Origin of the sequence: Pseudoalteromonas pernae (assembly GCF_039831865.1) — a bacterium.
GTDB classification, from domain to species: Bacteria; Pseudomonadota; Gammaproteobacteria; order Enterobacterales; family Alteromonadaceae; genus Pseudoalteromonas; species Pseudoalteromonas pernae.
Map to the genome: position 1 here is coordinate 294,853 of NZ_JBDODM010000002.1, position 13,117 is coordinate 307,969.

At 44.6% G+C, this 13,117-nt stretch carries 13 protein-coding genes and 9 tRNA genes; 12 read left to right on the forward strand and 10 right to left on the reverse strand.

The window, feature by feature from the left end:
• Positions 1 to 9: 9 nt before the first annotated feature.
• The 4 genes from V1358_RS05390 to V1358_RS05405 all read right to left on the reverse strand — a co-directional run bounded on the left by V1358_RS05390 (position 10) and on the right by V1358_RS05405 (position 1,354).
• Positions 10 to 85 (reverse strand) — tRNA-Glu (locus V1358_RS05390).
• A gap of 53 nt (positions 86 to 138) precedes the next feature.
• Positions 139 to 214, reverse strand: a tRNA-Glu gene (locus V1358_RS05395).
• A gap of 109 nt (positions 215 to 323) precedes the next feature.
• Positions 324 to 399, reverse strand: a tRNA-Ala gene (locus V1358_RS05400).
• A 190-nt stretch (positions 400 to 589) separates the two neighbouring features.
• Positions 590 to 1,354, reverse strand: coding sequence for a DODA-type extradiol aromatic ring-opening family dioxygenase (locus V1358_RS05405; RefSeq protein WP_347392847.1), 765 nt, complete (start codon positions 1,352 to 1,354; stop codon positions 590 to 592).
• Between the two features lie 336 nt (positions 1,355 to 1,690).
• Between V1358_RS05405 and V1358_RS05410 the strand changes: the two genes are divergently transcribed.
• The 8 genes from V1358_RS05410 to V1358_RS05445 all read left to right on the forward strand — a co-directional run bounded on the left by V1358_RS05410 (position 1,691) and on the right by V1358_RS05445 (position 6,662).
• Positions 1,691 to 1,766: transfer RNA gene (locus V1358_RS05410), tRNA-Val, on the forward strand.
• Positions 1,767 to 1,798: 32 nt separating this feature from the next.
• Positions 1,799 to 1,874: transfer RNA gene (locus V1358_RS05415), tRNA-Val, on the forward strand.
• Between the two features lie 113 nt (positions 1,875 to 1,987).
• A tRNA-Val gene (locus tag V1358_RS05420) sits at positions 1,988 to 2,063 on the forward strand.
• Between the two features lie 128 nt (positions 2,064 to 2,191).
• Positions 2,192 to 2,267, forward strand: a tRNA-Val gene (locus V1358_RS05425).
• Between the two features lie 119 nt (positions 2,268 to 2,386).
• A tRNA-Val gene (locus V1358_RS05430) sits at positions 2,387 to 2,462 on the forward strand.
• 119 nt (positions 2,463 to 2,581) lie between these two features.
• A tRNA-Val gene (locus V1358_RS05435) sits at positions 2,582 to 2,657 on the forward strand.
• Positions 2,658 to 3,075: 418 nt separating this feature from the next.
• On the forward strand, positions 3,076 to 4,707 hold the full coding sequence (locus V1358_RS05440; protein WP_347392848.1) for a response regulator: 1,632 nt from the start codon (positions 3,076 to 3,078) through the stop codon (positions 4,705 to 4,707).
• A 98-nt stretch (positions 4,708 to 4,805) separates the two neighbouring features.
• Entirely contained in the window at positions 4,806 to 6,662 is a 1,857-nt protein-coding gene (locus V1358_RS05445) for a DUF885 domain-containing protein (RefSeq protein ID WP_347390945.1), read from the forward strand.
• A 61-nt stretch (positions 6,663 to 6,723) separates the two neighbouring features.
• On the opposite strand, the gene V1358_RS05450 is transcribed toward V1358_RS05445, so the two are convergent.
• A complete protein-coding gene (locus V1358_RS05450; RefSeq protein WP_347392849.1) occupies positions 6,724 to 7,323 on the reverse strand; it encodes a LysE family translocator in 600 nt (199 codons plus the stop codon).
• Between the two features lie 108 nt (positions 7,324 to 7,431).
• On the opposite strand from V1358_RS05450, the gene V1358_RS05455 reads away from it, so the two are divergent.
• Together V1358_RS05455 and V1358_RS05460 are read left to right on the forward strand one after the other, a co-directional pair.
• The gene (locus tag V1358_RS05455; protein WP_440589875.1) at positions 7,432 to 7,875 is read left to right on the forward strand and encodes an Lrp/AsnC family transcriptional regulator; all 444 of its coding nucleotides are present in this window, start codon (positions 7,432 to 7,434) and stop codon (positions 7,873 to 7,875) included.
• A 184-nt stretch (positions 7,876 to 8,059) separates the two neighbouring features.
• Complete coding sequence (locus V1358_RS05460; RefSeq protein ID WP_347392850.1) at positions 8,060 to 9,352, forward strand: sensor domain-containing diguanylate cyclase; 1,293 nt, start codon at positions 8,060 to 8,062, stop codon at positions 9,350 to 9,352.
• 7 nt (positions 9,353 to 9,359) lie between these two features.
• Here V1358_RS05460 and msrB read toward each other — a convergent pair whose 3' ends face one another.
• Positions 9,360 to 9,806, reverse strand: a complete 447-nt coding sequence (gene msrB, locus V1358_RS05465; RefSeq protein ID WP_347392851.1) for a peptide-methionine (R)-S-oxide reductase MsrB — start codon at positions 9,804 to 9,806, stop codon at positions 9,360 to 9,362.
• A gap of 60 nt (positions 9,807 to 9,866) precedes the next feature.
• Entirely contained in the window at positions 9,867 to 10,739 is an 873-nt protein-coding gene (locus V1358_RS05470; RefSeq protein WP_347392852.1) for a LysR family transcriptional regulator, read from the reverse strand.
• Between the two features lie 92 nt (positions 10,740 to 10,831).
• Here V1358_RS05470 and V1358_RS05475 point away from each other — a divergent pair, with 92 nt between their 5' ends.
• Positions 10,832 to 11,332 (forward strand): lactoylglutathione lyase family protein, encoded by a 501-nt coding sequence (locus V1358_RS05475; RefSeq protein WP_347390950.1) that lies wholly within the window; start codon positions 10,832 to 10,834, stop codon positions 11,330 to 11,332.
• 125 nt (positions 11,333 to 11,457) lie between these two features.
• Positions 11,458 to 11,793: a zinc ribbon domain-containing protein YjdM gene (locus V1358_RS05480; protein WP_347390951.1), complete on the forward strand. Its 336-nt coding sequence runs from the start codon at positions 11,458 to 11,460 to the stop codon at positions 11,791 to 11,793.
• Positions 11,794 to 11,822: 29 nt separating this feature from the next.
• Here V1358_RS05480 and V1358_RS05485 read toward each other — a convergent pair whose 3' ends face one another.
• The 3 genes from V1358_RS05485 to V1358_RS05495 are packed head-to-tail and all read right to left on the reverse strand — an operon-like array spanning position 11,823 to position 13,116.
• Positions 11,823 to 12,272 (reverse strand): hypothetical protein, encoded by a 450-nt coding sequence (locus tag V1358_RS05485; protein WP_347392853.1) that lies wholly within the window; start codon positions 12,270 to 12,272, stop codon positions 11,823 to 11,825.
• Complete coding sequence (locus V1358_RS05490) at positions 12,269 to 12,775, reverse strand: DUF2919 domain-containing protein (protein ID WP_347390953.1); 507 nt, start codon at positions 12,773 to 12,775, stop codon at positions 12,269 to 12,271. The genes V1358_RS05485 and V1358_RS05490 overlap by 4 nt, the downstream gene beginning before the upstream one ends.
• Positions 12,772 to 13,116: a DUF3392 family protein gene (locus tag V1358_RS05495; RefSeq protein ID WP_347392854.1), complete on the reverse strand. Its 345-nt coding sequence runs from the start codon at positions 13,114 to 13,116 to the stop codon at positions 12,772 to 12,774. The genes V1358_RS05490 and V1358_RS05495 overlap by 4 nt, the downstream gene beginning before the upstream one ends.
• Between the last annotated feature and the right edge of the window lies 1 nt (position 13,117).

Consider the following 13,117-nt stretch of genomic DNA (forward strand, 5'->3'; position numbering starts at 1 on the left):
GAGTTAAAGTGGCGTCCCCTAGGGGATTCGAACCCCTGTTACCGCCGTGAAAGGGCGGTGTCCTAGGCCTCTAGACGAAGGGGACACAAAGTGTGTCACTAGGACTGGTTATTTAGACTCTTACCATATGAGTTAAAGTGGCGTCCCCTAGGGGATTCGAACCCCTGTTACCGCCGTGAAAGGGCGGTGTCCTAGGCCTCTAGACGAAGGGGACACAAAGTGTGTCACTAGGACTGGTTATTTAAACTCTTACCATACGAGCTACGCGTATAAACATTCGAAGTTTAGCCCACAAAGTGGAACAGCGTTCGCACCAAGCTATTTGGTGGAGCTAGGCGGGATCGAACCGCCGACCTCTTGCATGCCATGCAAGCGCTCTCCCAGCTGAGCTATAGCCCCAAACCTAGCTTACGAAGATGCACAACTTATCGCTGCCATCTCGCTTAGTGCGGGGCGCATTCTATGCAGCCCCCCAAACAAAGTCAACACTTTTTAGGTAACTTTTTACCGACCGCAGCAATTTTAGCCAAAGCGAACAAACCTTATCCAAGACACTGGTATTTGTGGCTTTTTATTGTTCAAAAACGAACTAATTAGGCATTGCCCAAAGTGCAAATGTCGCTAATTTACCAATGACAGAAACCTGTTCAATAGTTGTTGGCGATGATTGTGCAGCCCCATAGGCTACATGCAAAGGTAAAAGATGCTCTTCCGTCGGATGACAATATCTTGCACCCGGTGCCTCTAACCAGTTTACAAACTGCCCTTCTCGCTCCTGCTCATTTTTAGTCGCAGTCAGTACCTCAGCTAACCATGCTTCAAACTCACCGTTCATTTTATTCGCTTCTGGATCGTTTGGTTGCCAGAACGCTTTCATATTATGAAATGAAAATCCAGAACCTAAAACAAGCACATTATCTAAATGGGAAATAGCTTTGCCGATTCGTTTACCTACTTCTATATGTAATTGTGGGTCGTAGTTTTGATGCAAAGACACTTGCACACAGGGAATATCTGCTGAAGGATACATAATAGCAAGAGGAACAAATACACCATGGTCAATACCTCGGTGTGTTTCAGCCACCACAGGCACATCGAGATTATTAAGCGCATCTATAACTAGCTGGGCAAGTTGAGGCTCACCAAGAACAGGGTACTCAATTGCATAGGCTTGTTCTGGAAATCCATAATAGTCATAGAGTAGCTCAGGGTGCTTTTGTGTATTTACAAAAATACCTGGGGTTTCCCAGTGCGCACTAACAACAATGATTGCTGTTGGCTTAGCTATAGAAGCCGCAAGCTTTTGTAATGTACTCACCATATCGATGTGACCTTCATGCCCTAATAAAGGCAACGGCCCTCCTCCGTGAGATATAAACGCACTGTAATTCATAACCTACCCGCTAAAATTTGCTGTTCATGTTAAAGCTCATTATTAAGCTAATCACCTTCCAATGCCATGCGCTTTGTGCACAGACGCTGTGATAAGATGCAGGAGTGCATAATTAGGCGGGAATTTACGTGCGAACCACCTTAAATCTGATTAAATCAGCACCTGATTGGCTATAAATCCCCCACACAAAACAAAATGTATGATTCAAGTGTTGACAGTCTTTTCACTCTATCTATAATAGCGCCCCACAGCAACGCGGTGATTTAACAAAGTTAAAAAGCAACGTTGTACAGATGTGGGTTGTTAGCTCAGTTGGGAGAGCATCGCCCTTACAAGGCGAGGGTCACTGGTTCAAGTCCAGTACAACCCACCACTTTAAAAGTGACACATCTGAAAATTCTATATGGGTTGTTAGCTCAGTTGGGAGAGCATCGCCCTTACAAGGCGAGGGTCACTGGTTCAAGTCCAGTACAACCCACCATCATTTTGATGGAGATTAAGGAAATCGATGCTCGCATCGCACTATTATCCTTAGCAAGGCGAGGTATATTGGCTAAGTCCAATAGAACCAAACATATAGAATTGACAAGACTCGGGTTGTTAGCTCAGTTGGGAGAGCATCGCCCTTACAAGGCGAGGGTCACTGGTTCAAGTCCAGTACAACCCACCATCATTTTGATGGAGTTAAGGTAAAAACGATTTTCGCATCGCACTATTATCCTTAGCAAGGCGAGGTTTATTGGTTAAGTCCAGTATTGCCAAGCATCATTTTTAAGTGACACATCTATTTTTCTATATGGGTTGTTAGCTCAGTTGGGAGAGCATCGCCCTTACAAGGCGAGGGTCACTGGTTCAAGTCCAGTACAACCCACCATCATTTTGATGGAGTTAAGGTAAAATCGATGCTCTGCATCGCACTATTATCCTTAGCAAGGCGAGGGTTATTGGTAAAATCCAGTAAAACCCACCATATAGAAAGCAAAATTACGTTTTGGGTTGTTAGCTCAGTTGGGAGAGCATCGCCCTTACAAGGCGAGGGTCACTGGTTCAAGTCCAGTACAACCCACCATCATTTTGATGGAGTTAAGGTAAAATCGATGCTCGCATCGCATTATTATCCTTAACAAGCCGAGGTTTATTGGTATCAAGCCAATACAACCCACCATCTACTAAAACGTAAAGTTCTGCGGGTTGTTAGCTCAGTTGGGAGAGCATCGCCCTTACAAGGCGAGGGTCACTGGTTCAAGTCCAGTACAACCCACCATCACTTCGATGAAGTTAAGGTAAAATCGATGCTCTGCATCGCACTATTATCCTTAGCAAGGCGAGGGTCACTGGTTCAAGTCCAGTACAACCCACCATCTACTCTGAATTCTATTCCACGATGTTCACTATCGTCGTATTCCCCTTGTAAGCAATTAAGTCCAAGCTCTATCAGGTTAACTTTGTCTAATTTAATGTGTCTCACTTTTAGCTATTAGCGATATTGCTAATGGATCCTAACTCGACATTTTTATTTAAAATTCAAGACGTTTGTGACGTTCTAAAAACGATTAAATTTACATCAATACACCAAAAAAGAGTTCGCAAAACAATCAATTAGTCGTATTACTCGCGATTTACTTGTCAGCGGCTAGACTAGTTTATATAGTCAAATCAAATGATGATCGCTTAATCAAAGTATGTCCCAGCAAGTTACCAGTTCAGCACATATCCTTATTGTTGAAGAGCAACCTTTAGCACTGAGTTACATGAAGCAGTCCCTTGAGCGTTTAGGGTACCGCTCTCTTCGCTTTGCGGAAAATGCGATATCCGCTAAAGAGCTCTGCACTGAGAACAGTTTTGACCTCATAATCTGCGCGTTCAACTTAAGCAAGCACCAAGATGGCTATCAACTATACGAAGAATTGAAAGTCAAAAAGCTGATACGGGGCGCAACGGGATTCATTTTTATTTCTGCGGAAACTTCTGGTGCATTAGTACACAGTGTTTTAGAGCTGCATCCAGACGACTTTTTGGTTAAGCCGTTTAACACCCTTGAGCTAAAAAGCCGTATCGAGCGCATTGTTAAGCGTAAACAGGCACTTAAAGCAATTTATCAACTAATAGACGACGAAAATTACTCCAAAGCACTCAAAGCTATCGACACAAAATTGGTGGCGAATCAAGGTTACGCGGCAGTGCTATTGCGACTCAAAGGTGAAGTACTGTTGTTGCAAAACCAATGGGAGCAAAGCAAAGAGTTTTTTAAATCTGTGTTGGACATTCAAAAGTTTACCTGGGCTCGCATTGGCATGGTACAGGCATTGATCGGCAACAACGAGCATAACCTTGCTCATCGTATGCTTAAAACCATGTTAGAGCGCCCAGAAACGCGCCTTGTTGCTTATGATTTACTTGGACAGTTGGAAATAAAGTTAAACCAATACGAAAAAGCACAAGAATATCTCGAAGCTGCAACAAGTATGGCGCCGCGTAATATTGAACGCCAAGAAAACCTATCTCAGGTGGCACAAATTAATCATGACTACGAACAAAATTATCAAACCTGCAGAGATATCGCGAAATTTGCCCAACACTCCATTCATGATTGTCCTGAGATCTACTTAAACGCCGCTCGCGCCAGTATTGATTACGCACTCACTACAGATCAGAGTGATCACGTATCTCGGGTCGCACGACAAACACTTCAGTACTTAAACGACCTAAAACAGCAGTTTCCAGATGCTCAACAGCAAGCTCAAGTCGATGTTTTAAATGCCCGACTCTATTACTTAAAAGACGAGCACCAAAAGGCAAAAATGCTGCTCGAACAGCTAACTATTGATGATGCCCCTATTCGCTCGATTGATGCTGCACTGGACCAAGCCAAGGCCTACCACGAAGTCGGTTTTCACTCTCAAGCACAAGCTTTGTACAACAAAATAATCGAACATTGCGAACGTTACCCAGAAAGAAGCTCTGAATTGCAGTTGAAAACGGTCATCCAACAACAAACTGAACGTAAAGAGTTACGGATGGGTCCACGCGAACTTAACAATCATGCTGTTGAGAAGTTTAAGCAAGGAAATTATCTGTTGGCTCTCGAGGCTTTTACACAAGCGTTCAGAGTCATGCCCAAAAACCGCAGCATTGCATTGAATTTATTACAGTGTTTATACGAAGGCAGTGTGCGACAAGGCATGACCTTCAATCAACAACTCGCCAAGAAATGTACTGAGTTGCTCGACCATGCATCACTGGGTGATGAAATGACATCGCGCTACAACAAAATTAAAGATAAGTACATAAACAAGCATCCACAAGCAAGCTAATCAAGCACTTACCAAATACATGGTAAGTGCTTACGTACCTAGCATTCGTGACTAAAGCCTGTATATTGATGTCATAATTAATAACAAGCGAGTCCAACATGAAAAAATTAAATGCTCTCGCGCTCGGGGTAGCCCTTGCTTTGGCTGGCTGTCAGGAAGCGCCAACAACTCAACCAACTCAAGAAGTAGCGCAACAAGTTCCTACGCAGGCACAAATCAATGCTGCAGTTGATGAATACACCCATACTTTTATTGGTCACCAAAGTGCGCTGGCCACATCACTAAAGCTACCAGTTGACCAATATGGCCACTACAGTGCGAAATTGCCAGACTACTCCGTCGCGGGCATGCAACGCTTACAAAAAGATATGAAAAAGGCAGCTCAAAGCCTTCAAGCTCTGCAAAATGATGCATTATCTTATGATGATTCATTGCACCTCAAAGTGAACGAAGTCATCGCTAGCTACTATGCGGGTGATGAAGAATTTGCAGCAGGTTACATCGATACTTGGGGAGGCCACCTACCCTATATCGTAAACCAGCTTTCAGGCCCACTCATTGACCTGCCTGCTGTGCTAAAGGATCAGCATGAAATTACCAGTGAAGCGGATGCCAAAGATTACCTTGCACGTTTAAATGCATTTAGCGATGTCGTAAAACAAGTACAAGAAAAAGTAAACGCAGATGCTAAACTTGGCGTTGTACTGCCAAAAGCCCTGTTCCCTAATACTCTCGGTTATCTTGAAAACTTCACAGCCCCAGAAGTAAGTGAACACCCACTTGTTAGCTCTTTCAAAGAAAAGCTAACAGCTCTAGAGGCGCTTAACGAGCAAGAAAAGCAAAGCTACATCATGCAAGCTGAAGAAATTGTTAAGAGCAAAATCTACCCTGCATTCGCGTCAGTGTTAAACGATATGCAAGCTCTTGAAAAAGACGCTCCCGAAGACGTAGGCATTTGGGCACAACCCAATGGTGAAGCATTCTATCAACACGAAATCACGTATTTAGGTGATTCAGATATGACTGCTGAGCAAATTCACCAAGTTGGCCTTGATGAAGTTAAACGCATTACCGCGCGCATGGACGAAATCTTAAAGGCAAATGGTTATACTGAAGGGAGTGTCAGAGAGCGTATGGAGCAGCTCAACGAAGATCCTCGCTTCTTGTACGCAGACAGTGATGAAGGCCGCGAAGAACTATTAGCTTTTCTACGCGGTGAAATTACCACCATTATGGCGAAAGCACCTGAGTATTTCTCAACATTGCCGCCGCAAAAAGTAGAAGTGCGCCGTATTCCAGTTGCAGTCGAAGCGGGCTCTGCCGGCGGCTACTACAATGGCCCATCGCTCGATGGTTCTCGCCCTGGCGTGTTCTACATCAACCTCAAAGACATGAAAGCAGTGCCAAGCTTTGGATTGAAAACACTGACTTATCACGAGGCTGTTCCGGGTCACCATTTCCAAATCGCCCTGAATATGTTGCAACAGGATATTGGCTTGATGCGTCAAAATGCACCGTTCAATGCTTATGTTGAAGGCTGGGCACTGTATTCAGAGCTAGTAGCGTATGAAATGGGCATGTACGAGAACGATCCATTCGGTGACCTTGGTCGTTTGCAAGCTGAAGTATACCGAGCTGCACGCCTTGTTGTTGATACCGGCCTACACTTCAAGAAATGGACACGCCAACAAGCTATTGACTATTTCGCAGAAGCAACGGGCAGCCCTATGGGCGATGTCGTACCAGCGATTGACCGTTATATCGCATGGCCTGGTCAAGCTCTGGGCTATAAACTTGGCATGTTAAAATTGGTCGAGTTACGAGACAGCGCAAAACAAGCGTTAGGTGAAAAGTTCGATATCAAAGCCTTCCATGATGTTATCTTACTTCCTGGCGCTCGCCCTATGGTAACCGTTGAGCAAGATGTTAACGCCTGGATTGCCAAGCAAAAATAACTACTGTTAAATTCATACAGTGAAGATGAAAAAAGGGCCCAAACAGGCCCTTTTTTTAGGTTTAACTCAGCAAGCTTGGTAACACTGAACACACTAAAAGTGTTGCCATGATCATGTTGAAAATGCGCAGGCGCGCAGCTGAATGTAACCACCCGCTGAGCTTTTGTCCCGCTATAGTCCAAGAGCCGATACAAGGTAAATTGACCAGTACAAATACTACGCCCACAATGACTACCGCTGCTACATCTCTAGAAGGTGCATAAACACTGATAGCACTCAACGCCATGGTCCAGGCCTTAGGATTCACCCACTGAAACAACACCGCTTGTACAAAGGAAAAAGGCTTAGCCTGTGAGCTCTGTTGTTCCCTCACTACATGGGAGCTAGTTGCAATACGGTAGGCTAGATAACATAAGTACAATAAGCACGCTACGCGCAGCACCTCAAAGCTATATGGGATAATGTCAAATAACTGCATTACGCCAATACCGACCAGTACTAGCATGACAAGGAAGCCGACTGAAACGCCTATCATATGTGGTAACGTGCGACGAAAACCGAAGTTTGCCCCAGAACTCATCAACATCAAATTATTGGGCCCTGGAGTTATGGAAGACACCAATGCAAACAACATCAGTGCAGGGATCAGATCAAAATTCATGTTAGATAGTTCCTCCAAACAACCACTAACGCAATTATAATCTTTACTTTAAGCAATTTTTGCGCTTTATTTTCATCAATAACAACACCAAAACAACATATTGTGAAAATTGACAGGATTAACAAAAGAATATTGCAAGAGCTTCGAAGCAATGGTCGCTTATCCAATACTGAGCTTGCAGATCGGGTCGGTCTGTCCGCCTCCGCCTGCCTGCGTCGTGTTCAAGAGCTAGAAAAAGCAAACGTCATCAGCGGTTACCGTGCGATTATCAACACTAATGCGATTGGACAAGGTTTTACAACCTATGTCAGCGTTGGGCTTAACGAGCATTCACTGGCATCACAACATGCGTTTGAACAAGCCTTGATGTATGTGGAAGAAGTAAAAGAATGCCATAACGTCACGGGCACTTTCGAATACCTGTTGCGGGTTGAGACCGCAGATATACAAGCTTACAAAGCATTCCACGGTGATGTGTTAGGTTCCATCCCGCAAGTACGCACCATCACCTCGCATGTAGTTATGGCTTCGCCCAAGGATGAACGAAAGTAATAATAAAGACTGATACTTAAAATAAATTTTGCCGTTAAGTTCTCTGAGGCTCTCAAAAATACCAATTTATGCTATTTTTATCAGAGGGATACACTTGTTAATTTTCATAATTTAGGGATATAAAGGCAGTGTTCCGTGCAGTTGTGTGCGGCCATTTCGGTGATTTATTTAACCCAGAGTCAGCATGAAACTAAAAGACATCGACGCATCCAAATTGATTGACTCGCTCGAAGAAGGCGTCGTTGTCCATAATGCGAAAACTGAAATCATATATGCCAACCCAAGAGCGTTACAGATCCTAAGGCTCACTTTAGATCAAGCGTTTGGAAAAGATGCACTCGACCCTCAATGGCGTTTTGTTGATAACGAACAAATCCCAATGCCACCGGCAGCTTATCCCGTAAACCGCGTGTTGCAAAGCCAAGAAGCGGTGTCCAACATCGAAATAGGTATTACAGATAGCTCAAGCGAGAGGATCACTTGGGTATTATGTAATGCCTATCCACAATGTAATAAGCAAGGCAATGTAGAGCACGTCATCGTTACCTTTTGGGAATTAGCGACGGACAAATATATGCTGCCTTTTGAAGCTATCTTCGCTAATGCCAACGATGTAATCATCATCACTGAAGCAGTTCAAAATAACCACGAAGCCCCAAGAATTGTTTACGTTAATCATGCCTTTACAACACTAACAGGATATCTACCAGACGAAGTCATTGGCAAAAGTCCGAACATATTCCAAGGCGAAGATACCTGCCAAGAAACCAGAGCTCGAGTGCGCCAAGCTATTATAAATAATCAGCCGATCAGAGAGTGCATTCTCAATTATTCCAAGTCAGGCGTACCTTATTGGCTCGATATGAACATCTTCCCTCTGCGTAACGCCATCGGCGAAGTGACTCACTTCGCCGCGGTAGAACGTGATGTGACCGAGCAAAAACAAATGGAAGCGGAGCTCAGAGAAATTGCCGCTAAAGATCAGCTCACCGATTTACTCAATCGTCGTGGCTTTTATGATGCAGCAAACAAGCTAGTGGGCACTCACCCCATTCATAGTGATGCGACCATTGCCATGATTGATTTAGACCATTTTAAGGAAGTAAATGACACCTATGGACATGAATGTGGCGATAAAACACTTAAATTAATTGCTCAACAGCTAAAGTCCTCATTTCGAGAAACTGACCTTATTTGCCGCTATGGTGGTGAGGAGTTTGTGGTGTTGCTGCCCAACGCTAGCCTACAAGACAGCAAACAGAAACTGGACGCCTTTCGCGAGCACATCGCCACCAAAGATATCGTTTTGGATGACAGTACCCAACTACGCATCACCTTGAGTATTGGCATTACACACATCAATGAAAAAAGCACCTCTTTTGAACACGCATTGAATCTGGCAGACAAAGCTCTTTACAAGGCCAAAGCGTCAGGGCGCAATTGCCTCGTCATCAAAGAGGATCCCGCTTTAAGTTAAGGCTGTACTAATCGTCAGCCTTTTTGATTGCCACCGCATTAATACAGTAGCGCAGGTGTGATGGAGGTGGGCCATCTGGGAAGACATGTCCTAAGTGTGCATCACACACGTTACAGACAGTCTCAATGCGACTCATACCATGGCTGCTATCGGCTATGTAAGCAATAGCATTAATTGCAGCGGGTTGCGTAAACGACGGCCAACCACTGCCGCTATCAAACTTTTCATCCCCCTCGAACAACACATTGTCGCAACACACACACTGATACCGCCCCGGCTCGAACAAGGTGCACGAATCACTGCTAAATGGCCGCTCAGTTCCGCGCATGCGCGTTACGTAAAACGCTTGTTCACCAAGTTGCTCTCGCCATTGTTCCAGCGATTTTTCTACCCTACGTTCAGACTCTGGGGTGCCCTTTGCGCTCATTTCTAAAATATCTTGCCACTTGAGCATGGTTTATACCTCTTGGAAAATTTGCAGCTAAGTTAGTCCATCCGTTACGCTTCATTAGCGTTATCTAAGATACGTACGTATTTCACGAACAACCGATCTCACCCGATTTGCCATCACTTTGTCACGTTGCCAACACATAAACAATGTTTCACTGACAGGCGTCGCTAGAGTGTGGCTACGGATCCCTTGATGATCAGGGAAAGCCTCCACCGCATAGGCGGGTAAAACAGTAAAACCCAGCCCTCGGCTTACAGGTTCTAAAATTAAGTGTACTTGATTACAAAAGCCACTTCGGATAAATAAATCGCTATGCTGAAACTGCGCATAGTTGGCGCTCAGTAACAACTGAGCATGATGTGCACCATCTGGATGGTCAATGAAGCCAAGCGCGCATAACTGTTGCCAACTAGGGTCTTTGACTCGCTCAGGGGTAACGAGGAGCAAGGGTTCGTCCGCAATCGCTTCACTTCTCACCTTTGCAGAGCTTGATGCACGGCTCATCAGGCCGATATCAGCTTCACCATTTTCGATAGCATGCTGAACACTGGAATTCGGAGCAAATCGATAATCAATCGACAGTTTTGGATGGCGACATTGCATGTCCAACAGCTGTGGGTACAGTTTCAATCCGATACTACCAGGGGACATTAAACGCACTTGTCCTTCAAACTCAGGATCTGCGACTACACTTTGTTCTAAGTTGGTCATCGCCATAAACACGGAGTCAGCACTGTTATAAAGACGCTGCCCGGCTTCGGTTAATTCAAATTGTTTGCTCGAGCGAGCCAAAAGGGTGACGCCTAGTTGTTGTTCTAGCTTTTGAATATGTTGACTGACGCCTGATTGAGTCATGTGTAAACGCTCAGCAGTTCGCGTGAACTGGCCCACATCAATCAAGGTACAAAAAGTGCGTAACCAATTCAGGTTCACCATAACGTTTTATACTCATAACTATGATTATTAATAATTTTACATGATGATAAGCGATTTGTAAGGTGTGGGTATCGCAATAAAGGAGTTTATCTATGAGTCATGTATATCCACGCAATTTCTCGCACATTGGCATCTCCGTGCCTGATCTTGAAAAAGCTGTTGAGTTCTATACCCAAGTATTGGGTTGGTATCAAATTATGAAGCCTACGCTGATTGAAGAAGACGACAGCGCTATTGGACAGATGTGTACAGACGTGTTCGGTGCGGGTTGGAATAGCTTTCGTATTGCTCACCTATCAACCGGAGATCGCATTGGCGTGGAGCTGTTTCAATTTAATAATCAAACCAACCCAGAGAACAACTTTGAATATTGGAAAACAGGGGTATTTCATTTCTGTGTGCAAGACCCAGATGTAGAAGGATTAGCTGAACGCATTGTCGCCGCAGGTGGTAAAAAGCGCATGGAAAAGCCCCGCTATTATTATCCGGGAGAAAAACCCTACCGCATGATTTATATGGAAGACCCATTTGGGAACATTCTTGAAATTTATAGTCACAGCTATGAGCTCATTTATAGCGAAGGCGCTTACTAAATCGCCAATTTGTAAATAGACGCACTTTTTGTGCGTCTATTTTGCTTATTATCTGGTGACAGGCTATAAATCTTGGGCCGATACGATTATCATGCTGGTTTTATACCGTTACCGAGATTATTGATATGTCACTTCCTCCTTGCCCTAAATGCAGCTCAGAATATGTATACGAAGATGGTACTCAACTGGTGTGCCCTGAATGCGCTCATGAGTGGAACCCCGCTGATAATTCAGATGAGGATACTATTACAGCAAAAGATGCAAATGGCACATTGCTGCACGATGGTGACAAAGTAACGGTGGCGAAAGACCTAAAAATTAAAGGCAGCTCGCAAGTGATCAAAATTGGTACGAAAGCCGTTATTCGCCGCGTACTTGATAAGAAAGACCATGAACTTGACTGTAAAGTCGATGGCATTGGTGAAATGATGGTAACAGCGGCATTTGTGAAAAAGGCCTAAGTACTTTGGATGGGCCCGATATAGCGGGCCTACTCTGCCTCTTTCAACGTCACTATCACTGACGTGTCCTTAAGTACTGAACACATATATTCAAAAAGACCCTGAGCGCTACCAACAACGCTCAACGTGATGCAATCCTGTTGGGTGTGAATCACAATGCTGTGTTCATCTACCTCAACATTCTTTATATCTCCCAGCGCTACGCTTTGCCATTCTCCGCGCAAGTCAAAAAAACCTGCAAGTGAACACACACGCAACTGACCTTGCTCTCGAATAACAAAGTTATCAACTGGGTTTCGGCGCACAAAGTATTCACTCAAACGATAAACGCCAGAACCGAGCGCCAAGGCATACACACTGATTACAGTCACAACCAATAATGGCCAAGATGATAATGCCCAAACTAGGGCAATAACGAGTGGCATAGCGCCAAGCGAAACCTTCAATAAGGTTTTATCAATGCTTCTACTGTTTTTCACTGTTTGCCCTTGTCATTGTCGCTGGATGTTTTGCTCTCTAATTCATCCGGCCAATCCGCTAAAAACACTTTCAGGTACCGGCTACGGAGTAAGTAAAGTAGCACCCAAGCTACCGCAACAGCTTGAATCGCAATATAAAAGGAAAACTTATAATACTGGCCCGCGGCTTGAAAGATAAGCCAAGACAAATCGAGTAAGGCACATAAAATCAGCGGCCAGCGCATCTTTGCCCAAATCGGCTTGAGTTTCTGACTACTTCCGGGACGTCGCAATGAATAAATAGTGGCGGGCAGCAAGGCCAACGCCCCAATGCCAAGCGCCACAAAAAAGTCATGCTTTTGAGCATAAACCAAGGCTACCAAGTCCATTTCAGGGCGCCGAGAAATTGCAGCAAACACCCAGATGAGATAAGGCCTTAGCAGCACAATTAAGGTCAAACTAAAGCCAATGGGCGTCCTATAAACACCGTGCTTATCCCAATACTCAGGGCCGAATACCTTCACAGTTGTGATTTCCTATCTGCCAGCACACCGACAAGTAAAAACGCAACGAGCGCGGTAACAGGCAAATAAGTGGTGCCAAATAGCATTAATGCTTTCGCCATCAAAGGGCTAACCCACAAAGTAAGTAACCCCAGCCCAAAAGCACTCACCAGCACAAACACCAGAGTACGCAGCAAAAAGTGCTTACCGGCGACAATGCGCTTGACGGTTTTAATCACATCACCGGCGTACAAGCCGATAATACACACCACGAACACCAGTGCAATGTCCCCAAGGTACGGTGAAAGCCACTGTCCGAGTCGATATAACCCAGACTCCATCCATGTAACAAAGGACTCCATG